The sequence below is a fragment of the Anabaena azotica SJ-1 genome (assembly GCF_047275885.1).
Lineage (GTDB): Bacteria > Cyanobacteriota > Cyanobacteriia > Cyanobacteriales > Nostocaceae > Trichormus_B > Trichormus_B azotica_A.
Map to the genome: position 1 here is coordinate 2,957,359 of NZ_CP178454.1, position 25,462 is coordinate 2,982,820.

The window sequence follows — 25,462 nt, forward strand, 5'->3', positions numbered from 1 at the left end:
TTGCGACTATGATTGCTAGTTTAATTGCTGGACTGAGTATCTTATTATTTACGGGACTTACGAATAGCTATATTAGCTACTGCCTATTTGTAGAAAATCCAAATCATGACAGAAAGAAGACCTTGTAAATTATACCAAGATTTGGTTTTCTGCCATACAGATATGGTGTGAGTTATTGAGCAATAATTAAATATGATCAAGTGTGTTTAATAAGTGGGTGCTATTTTTAGCATTTATTTGAAATTTTTTAATATTTGTTTCATATCTATTATTACTGGAAATTGTAGCGTTAAAGGGTATTAGTAAAAACTCGGCTAAAGGAATGTTTGAGATGAGTCAAATCATTATTAATGATACTACATTACGTGATGGTGAGCAAGCAGCAGGTGTTGCTTTTAACTTAGAAGAAAAAGTAGCGATCGCTCAATTTCTTGATGCCATTGGTGTTCCCGAATTAGAAGTCGGCATACCCGCAATGGGAGAAGAAGAAATCCGTGCAATTCAAGCAATTGCCGACTTAGATTTAGATGCTAAATTACTAGGTTGGAATCGCGCTGTCATCTCAGATATTAAAGCTTCTATTGCCTGTGGATTAGAAAGAATACATATTGCTATTCCCGTTTCTGGTATACAAATTGCTGCTAAATTTCATGGTCAATGGAGAGTAAGCTTACAAAGACTCAAAGACTGTATTAGCTTCGCAGTTGATAATGGTCTTTGGGTTGCAGTAGGAGGAGAAGATTCTTCTAGAGCCGATGAAAACTTCCTCGAAGATGTTGCATTATACGCTCAAGAATGGGGTGCGTCAAGATTTCGTTTTTGCGATACAGTTGGAGTCCTTGATCCCTTTGGAACTCACCTCAAAGTTACGCGATTAGTATCTACTTTATCAATTCCTGTAGAGATTCACACCCATAATGATTTTGGACTAGCAACTGCTAACGCTATTGCCGGTATTAAAGCCGGAGCAACTTCTGTTAATACCACCGTTAATGGTTTAGGTGAAAGAGCAGGAAATGCAGCTTTAGAAGAAGTTGTCATGGCCATAAAATGTATCTACGGTGTTGATTTAGGAATTGACACGCGACATTTATTAGGACTATCTCAATTAGTTGCTGCTGCATCAGGTGCAAACGTCCCACCTTGGAAAGCAATTGTTGGTGAAAATACCTTTGCTCACGAGTCTGGAATTCATGCTCATGGTGTACTCAAAAACCCAGAAACCTATGAACCATTTTCACCAGAAGAAGTAGGTTGGGAACGTCGTTTAGTAGTAGGCAAACATTCTGGAAGGCATTTATTATCTAACTTGTTAGAACAGTACGGTATCTTTTTAAACTCAAAAGAAACCCAGTCTGTATTAGATGCAGTGCGCTTACAATCAACACTGAAAAAACGCAGTCTCACCACAGAAGAGTTATTGAATTTAGTAAGTGAACAGAGGTATTCCCATGCAACGCGATGAAATAGAACTTGACTCACCACCGATTTTTGAAATTGGCGAAAAAGTCCGAGTTAAGAAACTAATCAAAAACGATGGTACTTTTGCCGGTAGAGAAATTGGTGAAGTATTAGCAAGAATTGGAGACGTGGGTTATGTGGCAAGTATAGGAACTTTTTTGCAAGCCTACTATATATATGCCGTGCATTTTTTAGATACAGGGTACATCATCGGTTGTCGGAAAAGAGAACTAGAATCTGCTGAGGAAAAAAATGAAAGTAATGCTACGGATGAATGATGCTGGAACATTGGTTGTCTATGTCGCTAAAAAAGACCTAGAAGAAGAAGTTGTTAAACAAACAGATAGTGATGCAGGTAAAGTTCTCACTTTAGCTAATGGTTGGGAATTAGAATTTAGTGAAATTCCAGCTAAGGAAAGTTTACCCCTAACAGTAGAAGCTAAACGCCTAGCTTAAAATTATCACAAATGAGTAAAGCTAGAAGGTAATAGGTAAAAATAACAAAAATATATTTTTCCTCTTCCTTCTTCCTTTAGATCAGCAACATTACCCCAGAAACGTGGGGTTTATTATTTTCTATCACAAAATTGAGTTATCAATATGGGTGAAAAGTACCAGACCTTATCGAAATTGAATTTGGAAGGACAGTTTTTAGGTTTTGTTGGTGATAAACCAGAAAAATATAAACATTTGCAGTTAGCAATTCCTTCAGGAGATGTAAAAATAAAATTACCTAAAGATTTGCGTTGTTCCCTGGTTGCTACTTTAGTTCCTGGTGAACAAATTCGCGTTAATGCTATCAGTAAACTAAACCCACGGACAAGTAAACTGAAGCTCACAGCTTATGGAGTCCAACCTGTTGGTTTTTGTCCAATTCATAATCATCTACCAGAAACTACAGCCAAGATCATGGTCTGTCAAAAATCTGGTTGTATGAAACGAGGTGGTAAAGGGTTATTATCAGAGTTAGAAAAAACTTTGTGCGATCGCGGTTTGTTAGACAAAGTAAAAATTGAACATACTGACTGTCAAAAACGTTGTAGCAGCGCACCCAATTGTGTTTTGATGTTGGGTAAAAAGCAATACAAAAAGATTCATCCAGATGCAATCGCCTCTTTGTTAGAAAACTATTTAGAAGGATGTTTTAAACATGGATAAATATTGTAATAAAACTCACAAATATGAAGCTGAAATTTGAACATAACAGCACCTTGAGAACATAGAAATTTACTTTACGTAATCTACATAATAGATGTCTGACAAGAACTAAATATGTGTTTTATGTAAACCTTACATAAACATTTTTATGTGGCATTTTTTGTCTTTATTTTCTTTTCCGGAAGTGTTTAATTAAGGTCTGTAGGAATGTTATATTAGAGGATATTTTAAAAGGGTCTTTTACTATCAAAATTAACATGGCTACTCATATATTTATATGAGTGCAAATTTGATTTGCTGTTGTATTTAACACAAAAAACAACGCTAATTTCTACCTTTTGGTACTTTCAAAACATCCTCTTAGTTCAATAATTTAATTGTATAAGAGTGTGAGGACTATAACTTTGAGTAAACGCCAATTTGCCAATGTAATTTCCGCTAATTGGCTGCTGTTGATGGGAATAAATCTATTCGGTTGCCTTTTCCTATCTACATCTGTTGCCATTAAATCTGCATCTGCGGTTGATAGATCAGTTACTGATGCCGCAAGCAAGGAATTAGCGACTGAAAATATCAGCCAAAAATCCCAACAGCTAGCTGTTGAACTTAATCAACCTTTAATTCAGATCAAAAAACCACTGACTATCACCCAACAGATAGATGTCTCAACCAGCGCGGGTGATACTTCTGATCAAGCCAAGAAACTTTCTCCTACTCAGCCCCAGACTATCACTCAAAAGATAGATGCCTCAACCAGCGCGGGTGATAAATTAGATGTTAATAAATCACGCCAGGATTTATTAATTGAACCCCTGGTTAAAATAACCCCTCTACCCAAACGCACCTATCAACCTGGACTCAGTTTTGGCGCTCCGAGTGCTTTTGGGGCGAACTGGGGAGACTTATTTGTAGTAGGATCGGGCGCTACAGCAGGTAAAAGTAGGAACGGAGACCCAGACGCAAGTATGAGTGCAGGCTTTGGTTTAGGAGATGCCTACAATCTAATTGGTTTGGAATTCACCTTCAACAACGGTAGTATCAAAAACTTCGGTTATAACGGCACTTTTGATTTCAAAGCTCACCGTGTTGTCTATGCTCAAGGCAACACTCAAGTTGCTGTGGCTGGTGGCTGGAATACATTTGCCCAGTACGGTAATGAAGGTATTAGACCTTCTGGTGCCTATGGTGTACTCACCACATATTCTCTTTTACAGCCTAACAATCCTGTCAATCCAATGGCCATCTCCTTTTCTGTAGGAGCAGGTGGTGGCGACTTCCGACAAGGTAATGAGAGTACAGGTATATTTGCAGGAATGGGTCTGCAAGTTCATCCCCAGGTAGGTGTAGGTCTGGGTTGGAGTGGAGTCGGTTTAAATGCCGGAATTTCATTAGTTCCTGTGTCTACCATTCCGTTGACTATTACTCTTCAAGGTGCGGATCTCACGGATAACAGTGCTGGCGGTACTGTATTTGTTGTGACAGTGGGCTATGGTTTCAATTTCCTACCTAAATAAACGCTTCAACATTTACAATTTAGAGAATAACCATGTTGAAAATTAGAACAATTGTTATTGCCCTTCTTCTGACACCTTTAATCTCGTTTACTTGGCAGTTAACAAATCAAGCGCAAACTAATTCACCAAGTAAAGGTACAGCAGGTTCTGGGAGTGGTGGTGGAAGCACAGGCTCTGGTGGTACAGTTATTTCATCACCAAGTAAAGGTACAGCAGGTTCTGGGAGTGGAGGTGGAAACACAGGCTCAGGTAATAACCCTATTTCATCACCCAGTAGAGGTACTGCGGGATCTGTAAGCGGAGCTACGCCTAATGTGACTGTCACAGAAGCAGCGGATGGTTCTCTACGTATTGATCTTTCAAGTACGGCTGTACAGCAGCTGAATCGTGCTGCTGCTGCTATAGTTGCTAGTGGTCGTGCTGGTATATTCTTACCAATTAACAGTAGTGGATTGCAAGCATCCTTAATTTCAAATGGGCTTTCTTCACAATTAGCAAAAGAATTAACAGGTGCAGCATCTCAGATTATCCAAATCCCCGCTGCTTCTAGTACATCTAGTCTTCCTTCACTTGAGTCATCACAAGCACGGCTAATAGCCAGCATTAAAGCGTCAAAAGCTGGTTTAACTATCGCTGAAACTAATGAAGCAGTAACTGTGAATGCTAACAAACTGAACGAAACTATTAATATCTACAACAAGATTGTGCTAGAAAGCGAACCAGCAACTCTTCAGAAACTGTCACGCAACTCAAACTTTGTGGCAATTGGTAAAAATCTCACAACATTAAGGGCTGCAATTAAGTAGTAAGTAGTTGGACAAAATTAAATTCACTCGTTGAGAGAGGGAACAGGGAACTCTTAACAGGGAACAGAAAAATTAGTTGTGTAATTAATTCTGTCCCATTACTTATTTATTCGCATCCGTAGGTTGATATATTCCCCGACTTCTATGTCGGGGATTCTTGCTTTCCTATGAATTGCAAATTTTGTTTAAAAATTTTCTCAAATCTCAAAATCCCTGCTGATTATTTTTAACCACCCAAAAACCGATTTTCCGCTAAACGCTTCGATGCTGCTAATGTTGTAATATTCTCATTTTGAGAAATTTGAAATACTTCCATCAGAGTATCACCTATGTTTCTCACCCTTGCTAAAGAATTCTCCTCATCTAAATCCACCATTTCATCATAGACATTAATTAAACCTCCCGCATTAATGACATAATCAGGACAATATAAAATATTTCTCTCAGCTAACATCTGACTATCTAATTCTTCATTTTCAAGCTGATTATTTGCACCACCAGCAATAATTTTGGCTTTAAGTTTAGGAATGGTTGAGCTATTGATAACGCCACCTAAAGCACAGGGAGCAAAGAGATCAACATCAATTTCATAAATCTCCTCTAAATCTACAACATTTACCTGATATAAATGTTTTAATTCTGCTAATCTTTCTGCAATTGGATCACTGACAAAAATTTCCACTTCTTCCTCAGATAAAATCTGACAGAGATTTTTACCAACCTTTCCCACTCCTTGAATTGCTATTTTCAATCCTTGGAGATTTTTCTTACCTAAATAAAAATCTACTGCTGCTTTCATTCCTGAATTAATTCCTATAGCAGTAGCGCGACTACAACCACCATATCGTTCTAATAACCCTACAATATAGCTTGTTTGCTCAGACATTTTATAGGTATCTTCCAGAGAAATATTTACATCCTGACCTGTAATAAAACGTCCCTGAAGATTCTCAACAAAACGTCCATAAGTAGAAAATAATTTATCAGTTTTCTGGTCAGGATTGGCAATAATTACACCTTTACCTCCACCTACAGGAATATTTGCACAAGCTGCTTTATAAGTCATGGCGCGACTGAGGCGAAGAACATCTTTTAAAGCATCTTCATCATTTGCATAAGGAAACAACCTTGTCCCGCCTAAAGCTGCACCAAGATTAGTATTATGTATGGCAATAATGGCTTTTAATCCTGCTTCTTTATGATAACAAAATATTACTTGTTCATGTCCCATTTCGACGATATGTGAAAATATTTGCATGACATTTTCCTCTCGTTGATGATAGTAAAATTGATTAATTTTCAGTTAATAAATATAGATTAAATGAACTAAAATAATGGCAAAAAAACCGTGGGCAGAATAAATGATCTAGCGGTTCTTGGTTGAGTGAGATACAAGAAACCCACTATTATGATGTACTTGAATCAAGTACATACCGCTATAAAGAAGATAGGCAATCTTGCACTAGGTAGTAAATTTTTGAGTGTTGCTGTTTTATGGAATAAAAATTTTATTGTGAGTAGATTTTTAATTTTGTTACTATCCTTTGAGTGTTTTGGTAAATAATGTACTTAATCTCTGTAAAGCGGGTGAAACATCATCTGGTGAAATTCTGACATCAAGAATGCTGAAAGTTTCACTATCTTTAGCTGTGTGTAAAGCTTGCTGTAGTTCTGTATCTGTATGGATAACAAAGCCACCTCCACCTAACACTTGAGCTAACTGAGCATAGTCAATGGTGGGAATATTTACATAAGCTGCTTGTTGATGTCCCATTGCTCGCAAGGAAGCATAAGAGCCATTGTTGATAATAATAACTATTGGCTTTATTCCTAAACGTTTCGCTGTTAGTAATTCCATTCCTGTCATTTGGAATGCACCATCACCAACTAAAGCAACTGCTCTCCGCAATGGTTCAGCTAATTGAGCGCCTATTACTCCCGGAATTCCAAATCCCATACTGGCATAAAAAGCAGGAGATAAATAAGATGTTCCTTGTTTTGTTTGAATATCATCTCCTGCAAATAAGGCATCTCCTACATCTGTTACTAGTAAGGTGTTGCTATCTATAAATTGATTGAGTTCGTAAAGTAGTCCACCCATGGAAATTTCATCAGGAGATGGTTCTAAACGCGGTTTCATTGTATAGATATTAGGTGAATTAAAATGTGGTAGATTTGGACTTTTTACTAAGGCGGTGATGAAATCTTCAAATCTAATATGGGGATATTCATGATGCTTAATGGCAATACGTTCTGAGGTGGCATAAATTGTAAAATTTTGGTTGAGATGGGCGGTAAACATCCCTAAATTTATGTCAGTCATGAACACTCCCAACATCAACAAACAATCTGATTCTTCAACTATTTTTTGTACATTTGGATCTCCTGCTTCACCGTTATAAATACCGATATATTGGGGATGTGCTTCGGGAAAAGCTGATTTTCCTAACATGGTTGAGCAAACTGGCACACCTAATTTTTCTGCTAGTTCTAAAAGTTGCTGCTGTAAACCAAAACGATGAACTTCTACACAAGCAATAATTACTGGTGATTTAGCCTGGTGTAGCATTGACAAGGTTTCTGTTAGTGCTTCCGTTAAGGTATCAGCATCGGTGCGCTTTATCGGTGGTGGTGGGTGTTCTATTTCTGGCATCTCTGCATACACCATGTCACGGGGTATTTCTAGATAAACAGGACGCTTGAATGTTAGTGCATAATCAATGGCACGATGAATTTTTCTATCTGCTGTTTCTGCGTTAGTTATTGCTGTTGCATAGACGGTGACTTCTTCATAAACACGCCTTTGGGTATCAAAAGTTTTAACTTTATGATGCAGTAAATTATGCTTTCTTCGTTCTTTTATACCTGGACTACCGCTTAAAATTACTAATGGTGATTTTTCAGCATAAGCACCAGCTACAGCATTCACCATATTTAACCCACCAACGCCGTAGGTAACAACTGCTAAACCTAAACCCCGAATGCGGGAATAAGCATCAGCCGCAAAGCCTACACAGGGTTCATGTGTCATGACAATAGGTGTAATTTTGCTTTCGGTTAGGGCATCATATAAGGTTAAGGCGAAATCACCTGGTATACCAAATGCGTGTTCTACACCATGCTGATTTAAGATGTTAAATATATGTGGTGCTAATTGGGGCATTTTTATTTACCTCTTTTGATGATTTTTTTGGGGTTTATTTATAAAATAAATCTGCCTTTGGTTGGATGTAATTGCGTTAATAATTGAAGTGTTTACAAACCAATAGATTTAAAATTAATAGGGTAAGTTTATTGTACAAATTTATTGAGCGATCGCACTAAATTAATGGTGGAATGCCTAAAGATATCCTGACTATTACTCATAGTTGAAAAACAGCGATTTATATGATTCCAATATGTCACAAGTAATTATTGCTTCTGGTTCTCAAATATCTGCGGATGCTGGTGCGGCGGTTGCTAATCAAGGAGGTAACGCGGTTGATGCGGCGATCGCAGCTACTATTGTTTCTATGTCTACTGATTTGGGGGTGATGGCTGCCGGTGGTAGTGGTTTTATTACTATCTGGCCAGCAAATGCCCATCCTATCGTCATTGACGGTTATGCAGAAATGCCGGGACGAGGACTGGAAAATGAGCGTTTTGGCAAAGGTATTAGGGAAGTATTTTTTGATTATGGTGGCAAAATTAGTACGGTGCTTGGTTATGGAACTATTGCCACACCGGGGATGTTTGCAGCTTTAGGCAAGGCTTGGGAACAGTATGGAAATCTTTCTTGGGCAGATGTGGTAGCACCAGCACAAAAATGGGCAGAACGGGGATTTCCTCTTTCTGGGGGTGCGGCGGAATATTTACTTCACGCCCATACAGCTATTTTCAGTTGGCATCCTCAAAGCTACAAGACTCTACACCATGTTGATGGTACTCCTGTACAACACGGGGAAATTATTCATGTTCCTGGACTAGCTGAGAGCCTGAAATTGATTGCTCAGGAGGGGGTACAGGCTTTTTATACTGGGGAATTAGGGGAGCGAATAGTTAAAGAAATTCAGGAAAATCAAGGTTTATTAACTGCTGCGGATCTTGCTGCTTATCAAGCAATAGAGCGATCGCCCATTTGCATTAATTTTGATGATTGGCAAATTGCCACTAACCCGCCTCCGGCTGTGGGTGGCGCTTGTTTGGCGGCGATGTTATTGCTGTTAGATGGTTATTGCTTGAGAGAATGGAATTTAGCCACGGTGAAACAAATGGTAGAGGTACAGCACGCTGTTTTGAACTACCGCAACTACCATCTCGACCTGGCTGGCGATCGCACTGGGTCAACTGCAAAACTCCTAGAATTAGCCAGTGTGGGAAAACCGCAAACATTGTTAACATCACCCTCAACTATCCACATTTCCGCAGTTGATAGTAACGGTTTAGCTTGTGCCATCACCGCTTCCGCTGGTTATGGTTCGGGTGTAATGGTTGCTGGGACTGGGTTTTGGTTTAACAATTCCTTGGGAGAAATTGAACTTCATCCCCAAGGATGCCAGCATTTAAAACCAGGAGTGCGTCTCACTTCTAATATGTCCCCAACTATTGCCCACTGTGCTGACGGTAGCGTTTTAGCCATCGGTTCTCCTGGTGCTTCCCGTATTACAACAGCACTGGCTCAAGTATTACTAAATTTTGTCCATTTAGGAATGTCCTTAGAAGATGCGATCGCTCATCCTCGTCTCCACGTAGAAACTAGGGAAGGCGCACCTACTATAGTCATTGAAGCAGGTATTCCCATTCCAGAAATAGAAGGATTTATCATCCACCGTTTCCCCCAACGTTCCATGTATTTTGGGGGAGTTCAGGCCACTTTGTGGCATCCTCAACAAGGTTTATCAGCCGCAGCTGATCCCCGCCGTACAGGTGGCGTTGCTAGTGGTGGCACCTGATACCAAATTACTTCCAAAGATACTGCAACAACCAGGAATAAATCCTAACAAGATTAATAAAGATTTCACAATTATTGCGATAGATTAACAAAATTCAAGTTTAGTAAAACTACCACACAAAGGAAAAAATTAATGGTAGATTAAAAACAAGGTACAGAAAGGTTAAAAGTTCAGCAAAAACTTTCTTACAAACACCTGACTTAGAGCCTGTGCCTCCTGCTCTAAAGTTATCGTAATCACTGTTAGGTTGTGGCTTCCTGGGTTTAAAACTTGATTTCATTAATTTGTTATTGGAGGTTTTTGAACGCACAGCCAGAAATGCCTGCCTAGTTGGAATGAAGGATGCACAATCCTGAGTAGTAGATTACGAATCTAGTCCACCTTAGTTGTTGTCGTTAATTCGGATTAACCCATTTTATTGAATTATCTTCACAAAAAAATCGCTGTATTTTACTGACTTGTATCTGTCGTAATTTACAGCGATTTTGATTATGGGAATAGGTGACAGGTGACAGGTGACAGGTGACAGGTGACAGGAAGAAGGGGAGCAGGGGAGCAGGGGAGCAGGGGAGCAAAGAAGAAAATAAATAATTACGAATTACGTTAGCGAAGTTCCTCTGAAAAAGGCATTATGAATTACTTAAAGTAATGATTGTAACTTCTGGTGGACAAAAGAAACGTCCTGGGAGATAAGTTCCTAAACCCCTATTTACATATAGTTGATTGTTGCCTAATTGATGTAACCCTTGTGACCATTCCCAATGTCGGACTACACAGTAATTTTTTCTCAAAAATGGTACACGCCGACGTAATTTAATGGGTATTTTTTTGACTATTTTATTGTAAGTAATTAATGCTGGTCCAAATCCAGGAATGATAATTTGTCCTCCATGAGTATGACCGGATAATTGTAAATCTACCCGCCATGTATTTAATATTTTAGCTGTATCTGGGTTATGAGATAAAACTAGACATGGTGTGTTTTTGTCTAGCTGGTTCATGACTAGTCCGGGATTGAATTCTTTAGAAAAAAAGTCTGCTAATCCTACCAACGGGAATTCATTTCCTAGTGGATAAGCGATTTGATTCCACAGGACATTAATACCAATATTTTCTAGTGCTGTTGTAATTACTGACTGGGAATTTTCATAACTTATGTCATGGTTGCCAAGCACAGCATAAATACCACAATTACTTTTGAGGTTTTGGAAATGTTTTGTGAGTTGATGAATAGGTTCTGGAGTTGTGGTTACATAATCACCAGTTAATATAATTAAATCAGGTTGTGCTTCGTTACAGATGGCGATCGCTCTTTCTAGCATTTTATCGGACAATCGCACACCATCGTAATGAAAATCTGACATCTGCACCAGTTTTTTACCTTGTAATGATGCAGGTAAACCCGCAATCTTAACCGTTAATCTTTCTGTCGTCAACGGTCCAGATAATAACCTGTGCATAAGCCGTTTAATGATTTTGAGTAGTATTTTTTATAGGTTAACTAAAAATTTTCAATTTGTTCTGAGTCAGAAGATAACTTTTTGGAAATTTCATAAAAGTTGTGATGTCAAAATTGAGGATGTCTATCTATTCTTCGCAAATCATACCAAGTCCGCTTCATTAGAAATCATAAATTTTTTCCTCTACCCAATTACCAGCTATAGGAAAACGGACTGGATATCAAATAGAAATTCTAACTCAGTGCGATCGCAATCTTACCGACTGTGCGCCCACCTTCGCTATACTCATGGGCAGCCGCTAATTCTTCCAGAGGATATGTGCGATCGATCACTGTCCGCATTTTACCTGTTTCAATCAACTCTTTTAAATAAATCAAATCTTGACTATTCGGCTGCTCTAACACAAATTTCACCTTTTGACCAGGAAGAAACATAGTTAAAAAACCCTGTACAATTACTTCCGGTGTCGGAAGGGTAGAAATATATACCCCATTAGGCTTTAAAACTTTTCTGCAATTAGAAAATGCTCGTTTAGCAACTGCATCAAATATAATATCGTACTGCACATTACCTTCTGTAAAGTCCTGGTGCGTATAATCAATAACTAAATCTGCATTCAGAGATTTGACCAAATTCAAATTGCGAGAACTGCAAACACCAGTCACTTCAGCCCCCAATGCCTTAGCAATTTGCACCGCGAAAATGCCCACACCGCCTGAAGCACCATTAATCAATACTCTTTGTCCTAATTTGATATTGCCCAAGTCTCGCAGGGCTTGTAGAGCCGTTAGCGCCGCTAATGGTATGGTGGCTGCTTCTGCATAACTCAAGTTGTTGGGTTTGGGAGTCGCTAAATTTTCCGAAATTGCGGCAAATTCTGCATAAGCGCCGCCTGGAAAGCTGGTGCTGCCATAAATAGCATCTCCTACTTTGAAGCGTGTTACTTGTGAACCCACTTCCACCACTTCCCCAGCTACATCAAAACCCAGAATCAGCGGGAATTTGTTCCCGGTCAAAATACTCAACATTCCCTTGCGGGTTTTCCAGTCAATGGGATTAACACTACTAGCATGAACCTTGACCAGTAACTGATCAAGTTTAATTTTTGGTTGTTCCACCTTTTCCAAATGCAATACCTCAGCAGAACCGTAGCGACGGATAACGACGGCTTTCATAGCTTTCCCCTATTTTTGTTCACCATAATTACAGTGTAGCTATTGATCAAAGTTCACAGGACTTATGCAACTGGCACCTTGGTAAGGTGCGTCAGACTGGATAAATCTAGTAAATAAACAGATTTTTGATATCTGACGCACCCTACAATAGATTTTTGGTGTGACACGCAGCTTTAGTCCTAGTTCAGAACGATTAATTTCTTTCCCTATTCACTATTTCTTAATTTGACATCATTTCTCATTCTCGAACAGCTTTAAGAACCTGAAAACCATCAAAAGAGCTATAAAAAATAAAATACTTGCAAATAATCTGCATTAAGAGCTATGATTTTATTGAAGCCATAATTATGATTCAACATGAATTAGAAGTGCAATTCGCATTATTAATCATTGAAAACTTAAAAGAATATGAACTGCATTTTTAGCTCAAAAAAAATGATATGTTGTATACAGAATTGAATTTCGCACGTATCTGGAGTAGACGGCTTATCCTACTCCAGTTTTTCCACCTCAAATCCTTGTAAATTATGGCTTTTGGCAGGATTTGAGGAGTGTTTGAGTACATGATGAATTTATCGTAAAATCAATTAAAATCTTACCCAAATCCTTACAGATATTGGGTTTTGACTGAGTACAAATAAATCCTGAACCCCGTTCCATAAATACTCGTACCCCAACTGAAAAATACTAGAACCCCTACCCGAAAAAATATTATTTAATTTTTGTAATCCTGAAAAGATTGGGGTTTCAAAATCTGAGTACAAACGTAATAAATCCAATAAATCCTATCCCAGATCAACCAGCCACCTCACTAAAAAGGGCTGCTATAAATCATTTATCGCCAATCACTTAACGCTCCTTAACAAAGTTAGAAGCCTAAAGTGAGTGGAGGGATGAGATAGCACCATGCCTGAAGTGAATAGAAGTCGCGGCTGTATACACAAAATCTACCCAAGACCCCAACGTTGACACACACCAGCCGAACCCCAAAGATTTACTGCCCACTCTTGTATCATTTTTGGATTTTAGTATTTAGATTTGGGATTTTGGATGAAAATTCTCCAGAATTTCAAATGATACTTAAGTTATGCAAATTTGGTATGATTGTCAGGTTAATTCCTGGAGGCAAGTATAAGACGCGACTTCAGTTCATAGGCATTGGAAGTAGCAACGGCATCTCCCACAGTGGCTATCTAGTCCACCGACCTTTGCGAAATTCAATGACACTACCGGCTACAGGACTCCTCACCTCCTCCGAACAGGAACCCAATATCAAGCAAGCCAAATCAGGTGGTTGCGGTTGCGACAGCAGCACCACCCCAGAAATGGACGAAAAGCTCAAAGAACGCATTGCCAAACACCCTTGCTATAGTGAAGAAGCACATCACCATTATGCACGGATGCACGTTGCAGTTGCACCAGCGTGTAACATTCAATGCAACTATTGTAACCGCAAGTATGACTGTGCTAACGAAAGCCGACCTGGAGTAGTGAGTGAATTACTCACACCTGAAGAAGCCGCACATAAAGTGTTGGTAATTGCAGGTAAAATTCCCCAAATGACAGTTTTGGGAGTTGCAGGCCCTGGTGATCCTTTAGCAAATCCTGAAAAAACATTCCGTACCTTTGAGTTGATTGCAGATAAAGCACCAGATATAAAGCTTTGCTTATCAACTAACGGTTTGATGCTACCAGAATATATCGATCGCATCAAACAATTAAATATAGATCACGTTACTATCACCCTTAACACCATTGATCCAGAAATCGGCGCACAAATTTATGCTTGGGTTCATTACAAACGCAAGCGTTATAAAGGTGTAGAAGGTGCAAAGATTCTGCTAGAAAAGCAGTTAGAAGGATTGCAAGCTTTAAAAGAAGCTGACATTTTGTGTAAAGTTAATTCTGTGATGATTCCCGGAATTAATGATCATCACTTGGTGGAAGTTAACAAAATGATTCGTGAGAATGGTGCATTCTTACACAACATCATGCCGCTAATTTCTGCACCAGAACATGGGACACATTTCGGTTTAACCGGTCAACGTGGTCCAACAGGAAAAGAACTCAAAGAAGTTCAAGATAACTGTTCTGGCAACATGAAAATGATGCGTCACTGTCGCCAGTGTCGAGCAGATGCGGTAGGATTATTAGGAGAAGACCGCAGCCAGGAATTTACCAAAGAGAAATTCTTGGAAATGGCTCCAGAATATAACCTGGAAACACGCCAGGAAGTTCATGAGGGCATTGAGAAATTTAGAGAAGAAATTAAACTAGCAAAAGCCAAGGTACAAACCGGTAAGAAAGTTGCCAATAGTCCGAAAATTTTAGTTGCTGTAGCGACTAAAGGTGGTGGATTAGTTAATCAACACTTCGGCCATGCGAAAGAATTTCAAGTGTACGAAGTTGACGGTAATGAAGTGCGCTTTGTAAGTCATCGCAAAATCGACCAATATTGTCAAGGTGGATACGGCGAAGAAGCGACCGCAGAAAATATAATGAAAGCGATCGCAGATTGTAAAGCAGTCTTAGTTGCCAAAATTGGTAACTGTCCCAAAGAGAAATTAGAAGCAGCAGGGATAAAGACTGTGGAAGCTTACGACGTAATTGAAAAAGTCGCACTTGAATTTTACCAGCAGTATGTAGGGACTGGGGAATAGGGACTGGGGAATTAGGGACTGGGGAACAGGAAACAACTCTTCCCAACACCCAATCCCCAATACCCAATCCCCAATAACCAATCACCAATCCCCACCAAGGAGAATAATCATGGCTTACAAAATTACCGCAGCGTGTATTTCCTGCAAGCGTTGTTTGTCTGTATGTCCTACTGGTGCAGTGAAAATCGTAGATGGTAATCACTCCATTGATTCTGAACTTTGTACAAACTGCGCTGGCGGCATATATACAGTACCTCAATGTAAAGCCGTTTGTCCTACTGTTGATGGTTGCGTTAAAGAACCTAGTGATTATTGGGAAAGTTGGTTTGTTAAATATAACCGGGTCATTGCCAAGTTAACAAATAAACAAGATTATTGGGAGTGTTGGTATAACACTTATTCCCAAAAGTTTTCGGAACAATTGCAAAAGAATCAAGTAGTGGTGTAGGTGACAGGTGATAGGTGATAGGTGACAGGTAACAGGTGACAGGTGACAGGTGACAGGTGACAGAGAAGAAATTTAATCACCAATGACCAATGACCAATTACCAATTACCAATTACCAATTACCAATCACCAATTACCAATCCCTTAATACTTTATAATTAATATGGAAACTATGCTAAAAGATTGCATCTATCTGGATAATAATGCTACCACTAAGGTAGATCCCCAGGTGATTGAGGCAATGATGCCTTTTCTGACTGACTATTACGCTAATCCTTCTAGTATGCACACCTTTGGTGGGCAATTAGCTAAAAATGTGAAGGTAGCTAGAGAACAAATTGCGGCTTTAATTGGTGCCCAAGAATCAGAAATAGTCTTTACTAGTTGTGGAACTGAAGGTGATAATGCGGCTATTCGTGCTGCTTTATTATCTCAACCAGAAAAACGTCACATCATCACTTCCCAGGTAGAACATCCCGCAGTTTTAAATGTCTGCAAACAATTAGAAACTCAAGGTTATCAAGTTACCTATTTGTCAGTTAATGAGAAAGGACAAATAGACTTGAATGAGTTAGAAGCTTCTCTAACTGGCAACACTGCTTTAGTAACAGTGATGTATGCCAATAATGAAACCGGCACTATTTTTCCAATTGAAGAAATTGGTGCTAGAGTTAAAGAATATGGAGCAATCTTTCACGTTGATGCAGTACAAGCGGTAGGTAAAGTACCCTTGAACATGAATACCAGCACCATAGATATGTTAACTATGTCTGGTCACAAAATTCATGCCCCCAAAGGTATTGGTGCTTTGTATGTGAAACGTGGTGTAAGATTCCGTCCCTTCTTAATAGGTGGACATCAAGAAAGAGGACGGAGAGCAGGTACAGAAAACGTTCCCGGAATTATCGCTTTAGGTAAGGCAGCGGAACTGGAAATGCTACACTTGGAAGAGGCGACTAAGAGAGAAAGAAAATTGCGCGATCGCCTCGAACAAAGTTTACTTGCTAAAATTCCCGATTGTGTAGTCAATGGTGATGTGAAAAATAGATTACCAAATACTAGCAACATCGGTTTCAAATATATCGAAGGTGAAGCAATTCTGTTACTTTTGAATAAGCACGGTATTTGTGCTTCCTCTGGTTCTGCTTGTACTTCTGGTTCACTTGAACCCTCCCATGTTTTAAGAGCAATGGGTTTGCCCTACACTACTTTACATGGTTCAATTCGCTTCAGTCTTTGTCGCTACACCACCGAAGCAGAAATTGATCAAGTAATTGCAATCATGCCGGAAATTGTTGAACGTCTCCGCGCTTTATCTCCCTTCAAAAATGATGAAGCGGGTTGGTTACAACAGCAAGAGCATACTTTAGTAAATCGGTAAATTTAGGTGACAGGTTACAGGTGACAGGTGACAGCAAGAAGGCAAAAGGCAAAAGGCAAGAGTTGAAAAATTAATTCTTTGTCCTGAACTCCTGACTCCTGACTCCTGACTCCTGACTCCTGACTCCTGACTCCTGAACTCCTGACTCCTGACTCCTGACTCCTGAACTCCTTCTTCTTAAAATAAACTATGTGGGACTACACAGATAAAGTATTAGAGTTGTTTTACGATCCCAAAAACCAAGGTGCAATTGAAGAAACAAATGAACCTGGTGTGAAGGTTGCAACTGGAGAGGTAGGCAGTATTGCTTGCGGTGATGCTCTCAGGTTGCATTTGAAAGTGGAAGTTGCATCTGATAAGATTCTTGATGCTCGTTTTCAAACTTTTGGTTGTACCAGTGCGATCGCTTCTTCTAGTGCTTTAACTGAAATGGTTAAAGGATTGACTTTAGATGAAGCTTTGAAAGTCACCAATAAAGAAATTGCTGCATATTTAGGTGGTTTACCTGAAGCAAAAATGCACTGTTCCGTTATGGGTCAAGAAGCTCTAGAAGCTGCTATATTTAATTATAGAGGCATTCCTTTAGCTGCCCATGATGACGATGATGAAGGAACTCTAATTTGTACTTGTTTTAGTATTACTGATACTAAGATTAGAAAAGCGATCGCTCAAAATAATCTTCTCAGTGCAGAACAAGTAACAAATTATGTAAAAGCTGGTGGCGGATGCGGTTCTTGTTTAGCGAAAATTGATGATATAATAAAAGAAGTTAAGCAAGAGTTCGCCAAAGAAAATCTCCACACCAATGGCGCGAAAGCTAAGACAGAAGTTTCAAGTTTAGGTAATAGTTTAGGGCAACAAAAACCATTAACTAATGTACAAAAAATTGCCTTAATTCAAAAAGTATTAGATGAAGAAGTCCGACCCGTTTTAATCGCCGATGGGGGAGATGTTGAACTTTACGATGTAGAAGGCGATAAAGTGAAAGTTGTTCTCCAAGGTGCTTGCGGTTCATGTTCTAGCAGCACAGCAACTTTAAAGATTGCGATTGAATCTAGGTTACGCGATCGCATCAGCAAAGATATCATTGTTGAAGCAGTTTAGATAGTCAGGGTTTAGCATTGCTAAACCCCTACAACAAACCAGTAATTCTTACAACCCAATAAACACTATGAACACAATCAAATTGTCTGTAGAGCGATCGCCCCCATAGCGACGTTCTACACACGCTCACCGCCGTAGAACTTGGCCGTGAGAACCAAAAAACGAAAGACACCCAATCAACCAATTCTAGGAAAACACGAACAATGACTACTGACGCAAATATTAGACAGATAGCTTTCTACGGCAAGGGCGGTATCGGTAAATCTACCACCTCTCAAAACACCCTCGCAGCTATGGCTGAAATGGGTCAACGCATCATGATCGTAGGTTGCGACCCTAAAGCTGACTCCACCCGTTTGATGCTTCACTCCAAGGCTCAAACAACCGTTCTTCACTTGGCTGCTGAAAGAGGTGCAGTTGAAGATTTGGAACTCCACGAAGTAATGTTGACCGGTTTCCGTGGTGTTAAGTGCGTTGAATCTGGTGGTCCAGAACCCGGTGTAGGTTGTGCAGGTCGTGGTATTATCACCGCTATTAACTTCTTAGAAGAAAATGGTGCTTACCAAGACTTAGATTTCGTATCTTACGACGTATTAGGTGACGTTGTATGTGGTGGTTTTGCTATGCCTATCCGTGAAGGTTAAGGGGGGTTGTTTAGGGTTTTTGATGGTGCAATTGTTTGAGGAATTTTGTTTTTTTGTTCCCTATTTTTGCCCTGGGGAATTTTTGGGAAAATGGGGTTTTTGTTGGGGTTTTATTTATTTTGTTTACCCTATTTTTTACCTTGTGTCAAGAGGGATACATGATTTTTGATAAATGTGTTACAGATGAATAATTTGCTCGTGATCGTTTATAACGATAGTTCTAATAGGAAGAAAATATATTTTTGTTATCTATTTTGAAAATTTTCACCTATGATTTAAAATTGCTATAGGCAATACAACAGCAATATTACGTATATATGACTGAATTTAAACTTACCGATATTACACCTAATTTAACAGACGAGGATGCTCAACAACAAATCTTATCATGGTTACATCGCAATCCAAACAAACAAATTTTTTCTATAGATGAGGTAATTGGAGATTATCTTTTAAAGAATAAACCTCCCAACTTGGAAACCCAGTCAGGATTTTATAAACCTGTAACCTGTGAAACTGTAACTGGATCTGAACCATTTTATGATGCTATTTGGTATCTTTGTTCTAGAAGTATCCTGCGACCTTATCCAATTAGAGAACAGAATGAACTACAGTTTCCAAAAAATTTTAGTGCAAAGTTTGTAATAACACAATATGGTCGCTCATGGTTAGAAAAATTCGATACAAATAACTGTACTCCCTCAGAATATGGACGCTTTTCTCAACTTTTAAGTAGTCGAGTTTACCTATTTGGTGATGGTTATAATTCTCGGAGTCAGGAAGCAATCGGATGCTATCGCTCACACAACTACTTTTCCTGCTGTGTAATGTGTGGATCTGCTTATGAATCAGTTCTGTTAGCTCTTGCAATTAAGAAAAAAGGAAATGAAGACGAAATTTTAACAATGTACTCTGCTAGTCAAGGCCGTAGTAGAGTAGAAAACTATCTGATAGGACAGAAAAATCAATTCATTCAAAAGGAATTTCGTAAATATACTGATTTATTAAAGTATTGGCGAGACGATGCTTCTCATGGAGCAGCTTCCAGCATACAAGAAGAAGAAGCATATACTTCCCTAATTCTCTTACTAAGGTTTGTCCAGTTTGCAGAGAAAAACTTTGCTGAATTAACTAGTCCTTAGTTACTAGCGTTGTCACTTCACTATATATGGAAGCAGTGGCTTTTTGGGTGTTGTGGTTTGTGGAGTGCGATCGCTTTTCGATGTTGTGGTTGATATGCGATCGCATTTCCGGTGTTGGGTTGTGGGTGCGATCGCTTTTCCGATGTTGTGGTTGATGTGCGATCACTTTTCCGATGTTTTGGTTGATGTGCGATCGCATTTCCGGTGTTTAGTTTGAGAGCGATCGCATTTTCGGTGTTGTGGTTTGAGAGCGATCGCATTTATGATGTTGTGGGTTTGAGAGCAATCGCATTTATGATGTTGTGGGTTTGAGAGCGATTGTATTTAGTGGGTCAAAGTAGGTGATTTAATGGTAAAATTAGTATTGAGAATAAAATTTTGAGAACTTTTATCAATTCAAAGATAAGGAGATAAAGATGCAAATTGCAGTCAAGCCAGATCAAGAAAAATACATTCTTGAAAAACTACAAGAAGGTAAGTACAAAAATATTGATGAACTATTATCTGTAGCTTTTCAACTTTTAGAACAACATGATGAAAAAGAAAAGCAACTCATTGAATTAAGACAAAAAATTGCAGAAGGAACAGAACAACTTCGTCAAGGTGAAGTAATAGAAGGTGAATTAGTTTTTCAACAATTACAAGAAAAGTTAAAGCAAATGGAACAATTTCAATAATGGGTACTTATTTTTTCTCTAAACTTGCGGTTCAAGACCTCAATGAAATTTGTGAATTTATCGCTCAAACCAATATCAAAGCAGCAAGTCAACTTTTTGATAATATTAGGCAAAAATGTAAGTTAGTCTCTAGTTTTCCAAACATGGGAAAAGACTATCCTTGGGTTGCATCTGATTTACGTGGTTTTATAGTGAATGATTATATTGTTTTTTATTATCCTTTAGAAAATGGAATTGAAATTGTCCGTGTTGTTTATGGAAAACGAGATTTAAAGGCTGTATTTGAAGAATTTAAAGATTAAAATCAAAAATTTACTATGATGCGATACCTGCGGTGAGGTAAGCGATCACATTTCCGGTATTGTGGTTTATGGGTGAGCGATACCTTTGGTAAGCTATCTCTACGAGACGCTAACGCTTTTCGGTGTTTGGTTTGAGTGCGATTAAAATATTGTTATCTTAGGATTATTATCCAATACTGTCATAACTTGCTATATGCCACTAAATGAATTGCTACCTACTGTTAGTCAGCTATCCCACCAAGATAAATTGCGTCTTATTCATTTTCTATTATTAGCCGTAGCAAAAGAAGAAGGATGCAATTTAGAATCACCTGATAATAAAGAACAGGAAGACTTGCTGCTGGAGCAACTAGCATCTACTGAAGCCGTTGTTTGGTCTCCATATCATGCCCATGAAGCGGCTCAAGCATTATCTGATATGCTAACAGCAGCAAAGGAAGAAGGCTATGCTTGAAAGTAAAAGATTTCCCTTTATTGAGCGAAGTAACACTCCTGGTGTTTCCAGCAATATGCCTTATTTACCATTAACATTAACTCACAAAAACCGTTCTATTGAAGTTATGGCTTTGCTAGATACAGGTGCAAGCGTTAATGTATTACCCTATGAAATAGGTCTGCAACTAGGAGCAATTTGGGAACAGCAAAAAGTTCCAATTCAGTTAATCGGGAATTTAGCCCATTTCCCAGCACGGGGATTAGTTTTATCAGCTACCATTGCTGAATTTTCGCCTGTTTTGCTTGCATTTGCTTGGACAGAATCTAGAGAAGCACCCGTCATACTTGGACACATGAATTTTTTTGCAGAGTTTGATGTGTGTTTTTATCGTGCAGATTTAGCTTTTGAGGTACATCCAAGAAGAAAATAAATAATAAACTGATCTGATCGCATTTCCGATGTTGTGGGTTCTTAGTGCGATCGCTTTTCCGATGTTGTGGTTTGTGGAGTGCGATCGCAGCACTATTCACCAACTAATTTAAGTGCTGAATCTAAAACTTGCCTACTAACTCTAAAACCAACCTCTGGAAGTTGTTCAAAAATTGATCGAGCAGATTTTAACTTACCCTCTTGTTTCGCAAGTAAAATAACACCTAAAGTTCCGCGTACAGGAATTTCCAAAGCTACTGCGGCTATTTTGGCAGCGCGATCATCTATAATTGCTTCATATCCGGGATTTTTATATATCCAACTTAAAACATGACTTTCACCTAAACCAAGATCCCATGCAGCAATTGATATATCAATCTGATCCACATCTCTAATATAGATAGATCCTTCATTATTTATCCAAATTTTTGCCGGATCATTATCAGGTGCAACACATATTTCTTGAACAACACCACTGGGAATAATCAATTCATTACAAAGTTCTTTGAGTAGATGAACCTGATTAATTTTAGTTAATACAATTAATGGTGAACTATTCACCACCCATTTTCTATTCACGCGCTAACTCCTCAGCTAATTCTTCAGGAGTTACTTGAAAAAGAGAAACATTATACTTATCAAGTGCTTCTAAAAATTGATGACGACTAACTCCTGCAATTTCAGCAGCTTTAGATTGGGAAATCATACCCACTTCATACCATTTTACAGCAGCAGCTAAACGCATTTCTTTCACAAAAGTTTCTGGGTTACTGCGAAGTGCTGAAAAAACATCATTAGGAAGTTCAACATTAATGTTTATACTCATGACATTAATCAAATTGGGAGGTTTCTAATTTACAATAGCATTATATAATTTTTAACCATTTTTTATCCACAAAAATATGAATCTTAATCAGTTGTTACCTATTATTAATCAATTGTGCAAGCTTTAGCTTAGGCGAGTGATTGCTGATAAACTAGAATATAGAGATTTATGATAAATATATGACAGAAAATCGAGCTTACGTTCAAAATCTAGCCCAGCAATATATTGAAGCTGGTAAACCAAAAGAATGGTTTGAACAACTTTACTCTCAAGCAAACAACGACAATACAGCTATTCCTTGGGCAGAGATGAAACCTAATCATAACCTAGTACAATGGTTAGATCATCATAATATTCAAAGTCAGGAAAAAACAGCATTAACAATTGGCTGTGGTTTGGGAGATGACGCAGAAGAATTATCTCAACGTGGTTTTAAAGTCACAGCTTTTGATATTTCACCCTCAGCAATAGAATGGTGTAAAAATAGATTTCCTAATTCTCATGTTAACTATTTAGTGGCTGATTTATTAAATCCTCCTAGTACATGGAATCAAACTTTTGATTTTATTTTAGAATCCTATACACTGCAAGCATTACCTCCAGAATTAAGTTTACCAGCCATTTCTTTAATTGCTAATTTTCTCGCTCCTGATGGTACATTATTGGTAATTTGTAGAGGTAGAAATATGGAAGATCAACTTGATAAAGTCCCTTATCCATTAACTAAAAATGACGTGATGAAATTTGTAGATGCTGGTTTATCATTAGTAGATTTTGAAGATTATTTAGATTATGAAAGATCATCTTCCGTGAGACGATTTAGAGTAACATTTAAAAAATAGGTAAGTTGGGTTATGTTGTTACTTAACCCAACCTAAAGATTTCATTAAAATCATCAAATATATGACATTAATTATCATTGCTGATCCCGATGAATATACTCGCGCACAAATCAAAATACAACTCGAAAACTTGAATGTAGAAGTTATTACTTTGGAAAATGGTTTGGAAGTATGGGAAACTTTACAAAAGATATCTCCTATAATTCCAGATTGTGTGATTACAGAAATAGTAATGCCAAAAATGAATGGTTATGAATTAATTAGGCGTGCTGGTAATAATTTATCACTGCATCCAGTAAATTGGATTTTTTACACATATAAAGATCAAAATTTTGATCATTTTTGGGCTTCTAAGGGAAGTATATTATCTGCCTATGTTAACAAAACAGATAGCAAAGTATCACGCATCTGTAATAACAAATTTAGTTATTTCGTTGGAGATGATGCACTACAGGAAATACAAGTATTAATTACAGAATTTCATGCTAATGAAGATCCTGAATTAAAATATCAAATTTCTCGTAGACTTATTGACTACTCACTTCCAAATTTAATCAAAGTTGTCAAAAATTTTATTTATACTGATGAAAAAAATTAACTTTACAACTTTAATTAATCATTTTCATCAAACTTTGATTTCCTATCTGCAACCTTAATCTTTCATTCTCAATTCTCAACCTCTCATTTTCCTGTTCCAATGTAATCACCATATCCTGTAAATCTTCCACCTTCGATTTTTTCTTAATCGCTTCCTCAATTGCAACCTTGCGATTTTCCAAACTAAACCACTTTTGATAAATGGATGTGTGCATATTCACAGAATGACCCAAATTATCCGCAGCAGCTTTAATGGGAATCCCCATTAAATGCGCTCTAATTGCCCAAGCGTGACGTAAATCATAAGGTTGAAAAGCAATACCCACAAATCTAAACCATCTATCTGTACCATGTCGCGCAGAGTTGATTTCTCTACTCGTAACTTTATCTTTAATTTTTACTTTTAATAATTCAATTGCTTCTGTATCTGTTGTTAAATTAAAAGTTTCTACCCAGCGCGGATATAATGGTAAAGCTTCCCTTTCTCCGGTTTTACATTCTTCATTTACTCGCCAAGTATTCATTGTATTTTCTGACGATAACCACCAAGTTAAATCAGGATTAACAAAAATTTCAATTGGTCTTAATCCATAAGTGGCTAACATTCCATAAACCCATCTCCACAATTTCCAATTATTTCTATCTTCTCTAGTTGTTAACTTACTAGGACGATTGATAGCATAATTTTCAAACTTTAAATATTCTTGTTCTATCTCTGCGTCAGTGGGTATATCACGTTTACGTTGAGAAATAGCTTTAATTTTTAAATTACTCAATTCTGGAACTTCTAAACCAGAACATTTACACAAAACCCTAATTACCTTAATTAATTCATTTTTTACACTATCCGATGACGTGCAGAATTTCACAGCATCAATAAAATTAGCATTTATAGCTAATTTATCCTTTGGTAAATGTGTTTTAGCAATATAGAAATAACTATTAAAGGTATTGTTACTTTTGAGAGTGCGTTTTCTGGTTTGAAAATAGTTTTGCTCAAATTCAGAAATCAATTCTCCAATGGTGAGAAATTTAGCTTTGAATCTAGTTTTACCTAAATATTTATCATTCCATACAAATTGTTTTCTAGCAATTAATTTTCCTAATTCATTAGCTTCTTCTTCCGCAGTATTTAAACCATTAAAACTAAAGGGAATACCCAAAGAAATATCATATTGCTTTGTCCCGCTACCGTTTTTATCAATATCACCTGGTTTAATAGGTAGTGTACTTCTCAATTGTAAAGAATTACCGGATCTTCTGACAGAAACACTCACCCTTGCGGCTCTTAGTCTAGCATTAATTGCTTTTAATTCTGTTGTCAGTTTTGCCGTTAGGTGATTTTCTTGATTTTCTACTGCTTGCATTCTGCCTAAATATCCCCCATCGGTAATAGCTGTTTGGTGAAAATCGGCAAATGCTTCCTGTGTTCTGTCCATACCCTAGATTTACCCTAATAAAAAAACTGTT

At 38.0% G+C, this 25,462-nt stretch carries 26 protein-coding genes and 1 pseudogene; 19 read left to right on the forward strand and 8 right to left on the reverse strand.

What is annotated here, in order from left to right:
• Positions 1–331 precede the first annotated feature (331 nt).
• The 6 genes from nifV (at position 332) to ACLLO5_RS13005 (ending at position 4,939) form a co-directional block, all read left to right on the forward strand.
• Positions 332–1,465: a homocitrate synthase gene (gene nifV / locus ACLLO5_RS12980; protein ID WP_413175876.1), complete on the forward strand. Its 1,134-nt coding sequence runs from the start codon at positions 332–334 to the stop codon at positions 1,463–1,465.
• A complete protein-coding gene (locus ACLLO5_RS12985) occupies positions 1,452–1,739 on the forward strand; it encodes a nitrogen fixation protein NifZ (protein WP_413175877.1) in 288 nt (95 codons plus the stop codon). Before nifV ends, ACLLO5_RS12985 begins: the two co-directional genes overlap by 14 nt.
• A complete protein-coding gene (gene nifT, locus ACLLO5_RS12990) occupies positions 1,714–1,917 on the forward strand; it encodes a putative nitrogen fixation protein NifT (protein WP_413175878.1) in 204 nt (67 codons plus the stop codon). The genes ACLLO5_RS12985 and nifT overlap by 26 nt, the downstream gene beginning before the upstream one ends.
• A gap of 144 nt (positions 1,918–2,061) precedes the next feature.
• On the forward strand, positions 2,062–2,619 hold the full coding sequence (locus tag ACLLO5_RS12995; protein ID WP_413175879.1) for a (2Fe-2S) ferredoxin domain-containing protein: 558 nt from the start codon (positions 2,062–2,064) through the stop codon (positions 2,617–2,619).
• 404 nt (positions 2,620–3,023) lie between these two features.
• A complete protein-coding gene (locus tag ACLLO5_RS13000) occupies positions 3,024–4,133 on the forward strand; it encodes a hypothetical protein (RefSeq protein ID WP_413175880.1) in 1,110 nt (369 codons plus the stop codon).
• Positions 4,134–4,165: 32 nt separating this feature from the next.
• Positions 4,166–4,939 carry a hypothetical protein gene (locus ACLLO5_RS13005; protein WP_413175881.1) on the forward strand — a complete coding sequence of 258 codons (774 nt, stop codon included), beginning with the start codon at positions 4,166–4,168 and terminating at the stop codon, positions 4,937–4,939.
• A gap of 226 nt (positions 4,940–5,165) precedes the next feature.
• Here the strand turns inward: ACLLO5_RS13005 and ACLLO5_RS13010 are convergent, their stop codons facing one another.
• Positions 5,166–6,197 (reverse strand): Glu/Leu/Phe/Val dehydrogenase dimerization domain-containing protein, encoded by a 1,032-nt coding sequence (locus ACLLO5_RS13010; RefSeq protein ID WP_413175883.1) that lies wholly within the window; start codon positions 6,195–6,197, stop codon positions 5,166–5,168.
• A gap of 279 nt (positions 6,198–6,476) precedes the next feature.
• Positions 6,477–8,102: an alpha-keto acid decarboxylase family protein gene (locus ACLLO5_RS13015; protein WP_413175884.1), complete on the reverse strand. Its 1,626-nt coding sequence runs from the start codon at positions 8,100–8,102 to the stop codon at positions 6,477–6,479.
• 235 nt (positions 8,103–8,337) lie between these two features.
• On the opposite strand from ACLLO5_RS13015, the gene ACLLO5_RS13020 reads away from it, so the two are divergent.
• Positions 8,338–9,870, forward strand: coding sequence for a gamma-glutamyltransferase (locus ACLLO5_RS13020; protein WP_413175885.1), 1,533 nt, complete (start codon positions 8,338–8,340; stop codon positions 9,868–9,870).
• Positions 9,871–10,499: 629 nt separating this feature from the next.
• On the opposite strand, the gene ACLLO5_RS13025 is transcribed toward ACLLO5_RS13020, so the two are convergent.
• Positions 10,500–11,330: a metallophosphoesterase gene (locus ACLLO5_RS13025; protein WP_413175886.1), complete on the reverse strand. Its 831-nt coding sequence runs from the start codon at positions 11,328–11,330 to the stop codon at positions 10,500–10,502.
• Positions 11,331–11,563: 233 nt separating this feature from the next.
• Positions 11,564–12,505: an NAD(P)-dependent alcohol dehydrogenase gene (locus ACLLO5_RS13030; RefSeq protein ID WP_413175887.1), complete on the reverse strand. Its 942-nt coding sequence runs from the start codon at positions 12,503–12,505 to the stop codon at positions 11,564–11,566.
• A gap of 1,220 nt (positions 12,506–13,725) precedes the next feature.
• Between ACLLO5_RS13030 and nifB the strand changes: the two genes are divergently transcribed.
• From nifB to ACLLO5_RS13060, 6 genes and pseudogenes are all read left to right on the forward strand, one after another.
• The gene (gene nifB, locus ACLLO5_RS13035; protein ID WP_413176080.1) at positions 13,726–15,165 is read left to right on the forward strand and encodes a nitrogenase cofactor biosynthesis protein NifB; all 1,440 of its coding nucleotides are present in this window, start codon (positions 13,726–13,728) and stop codon (positions 15,163–15,165) included.
• 109 nt (positions 15,166–15,274) lie between these two features.
• On the forward strand, positions 15,275–15,613 hold the full coding sequence (locus tag ACLLO5_RS13040; RefSeq protein ID WP_413175888.1) for a 4Fe-4S binding protein: 339 nt from the start codon (positions 15,275–15,277) through the stop codon (positions 15,611–15,613).
• Positions 15,614–15,784: 171 nt separating this feature from the next.
• Positions 15,785–16,993 (forward strand): cysteine desulfurase NifS, encoded by a 1,209-nt coding sequence (gene nifS, locus ACLLO5_RS13045; RefSeq protein WP_413176081.1) that lies wholly within the window; start codon positions 15,785–15,787, stop codon positions 16,991–16,993.
• Between the two features lie 189 nt (positions 16,994–17,182).
• Positions 17,183–18,097 (forward strand): Fe-S cluster assembly protein NifU, encoded by a 915-nt coding sequence (gene nifU, locus ACLLO5_RS13050; RefSeq protein ID WP_413175889.1) that lies wholly within the window; start codon positions 17,183–17,185, stop codon positions 18,095–18,097.
• A gap of 203 nt (positions 18,098–18,300) precedes the next feature.
• Positions 18,301–18,738: pseudogene (locus ACLLO5_RS13055) on the forward strand (AAA family ATPase); the annotation flags it as partial.
• Positions 18,739–19,058: 320 nt separating this feature from the next.
• Positions 19,059–19,883, forward strand: coding sequence for a hypothetical protein (locus tag ACLLO5_RS13060; RefSeq protein WP_413175890.1), 825 nt, complete (start codon positions 19,059–19,061; stop codon positions 19,881–19,883).
• A 20-nt stretch (positions 19,884–19,903) separates the two neighbouring features.
• On the opposite strand, the gene ACLLO5_RS13065 is transcribed toward ACLLO5_RS13060, so the two are convergent.
• Positions 19,904–20,143, reverse strand: coding sequence for a hypothetical protein (locus ACLLO5_RS13065; RefSeq protein ID WP_413175891.1), 240 nt, complete (start codon positions 20,141–20,143; stop codon positions 19,904–19,906).
• A 156-nt stretch (positions 20,144–20,299) separates the two neighbouring features.
• On the opposite strand from ACLLO5_RS13065, the gene ACLLO5_RS13070 reads away from it, so the two are divergent.
• The 4 genes from ACLLO5_RS13070 to ACLLO5_RS13085 all read left to right on the forward strand — a co-directional run bounded on the left by ACLLO5_RS13070 (position 20,300) and on the right by ACLLO5_RS13085 (position 21,728).
• Positions 20,300–20,560 carry a type II toxin-antitoxin system ParD family antitoxin gene (locus tag ACLLO5_RS13070; RefSeq protein WP_413175892.1) on the forward strand — a complete coding sequence of 87 codons (261 nt, stop codon included), beginning with the start codon at positions 20,300–20,302 and terminating at the stop codon, positions 20,558–20,560.
• Positions 20,560–20,862, forward strand: coding sequence for a type II toxin-antitoxin system RelE/ParE family toxin (locus ACLLO5_RS13075; protein ID WP_413175893.1), 303 nt, complete (start codon positions 20,560–20,562; stop codon positions 20,860–20,862). Before ACLLO5_RS13070 ends, ACLLO5_RS13075 begins: the two co-directional genes overlap by 1 nt.
• A gap of 193 nt (positions 20,863–21,055) precedes the next feature.
• Positions 21,056–21,316, forward strand: a complete 261-nt coding sequence (locus ACLLO5_RS13080) for a hypothetical protein (RefSeq protein ID WP_413175894.1) — start codon at positions 21,056–21,058, stop codon at positions 21,314–21,316.
• A complete protein-coding gene (locus tag ACLLO5_RS13085) occupies positions 21,309–21,728 on the forward strand; it encodes a retroviral-like aspartic protease (RefSeq protein WP_413175895.1) in 420 nt (139 codons plus the stop codon). Before ACLLO5_RS13080 ends, ACLLO5_RS13085 begins: the two co-directional genes overlap by 8 nt.
• 92 nt (positions 21,729–21,820) lie before the next feature.
• Here the strand turns inward: ACLLO5_RS13085 and ACLLO5_RS13090 are convergent, their stop codons facing one another.
• Positions 21,821–22,306, reverse strand: a complete 486-nt coding sequence (locus tag ACLLO5_RS13090; protein WP_413175896.1) for a DUF3368 domain-containing protein — start codon at positions 22,304–22,306, stop codon at positions 21,821–21,823.
• The gene (locus ACLLO5_RS13095; RefSeq protein ID WP_413175897.1) at positions 22,299–22,553 is read right to left on the reverse strand and encodes a UPF0175 family protein; all 255 of its coding nucleotides are present in this window, start codon (positions 22,551–22,553) and stop codon (positions 22,299–22,301) included. The genes ACLLO5_RS13090 and ACLLO5_RS13095 overlap by 8 nt, the downstream gene beginning before the upstream one ends.
• Positions 22,554–22,732: 179 nt before the next feature.
• Between ACLLO5_RS13095 and ACLLO5_RS13100 the strand changes: the two genes are divergently transcribed.
• Positions 22,733–23,395 (forward strand): class I SAM-dependent methyltransferase, encoded by a 663-nt coding sequence (locus ACLLO5_RS13100; RefSeq protein ID WP_413175898.1) that lies wholly within the window; start codon positions 22,733–22,735, stop codon positions 23,393–23,395.
• A gap of 61 nt (positions 23,396–23,456) precedes the next feature.
• Complete coding sequence (locus tag ACLLO5_RS13105) at positions 23,457–23,993, forward strand: response regulator (protein WP_413175899.1); 537 nt, start codon at positions 23,457–23,459, stop codon at positions 23,991–23,993.
• 10 nt (positions 23,994–24,003) lie between these two features.
• On the opposite strand, the gene ACLLO5_RS13110 is transcribed toward ACLLO5_RS13105, so the two are convergent.
• Positions 24,004–25,431: an integrase gene (locus tag ACLLO5_RS13110; protein ID WP_413175901.1), complete on the reverse strand. Its 1,428-nt coding sequence runs from the start codon at positions 25,429–25,431 to the stop codon at positions 24,004–24,006.
• Positions 25,432–25,462 lie beyond the last annotated feature (31 nt).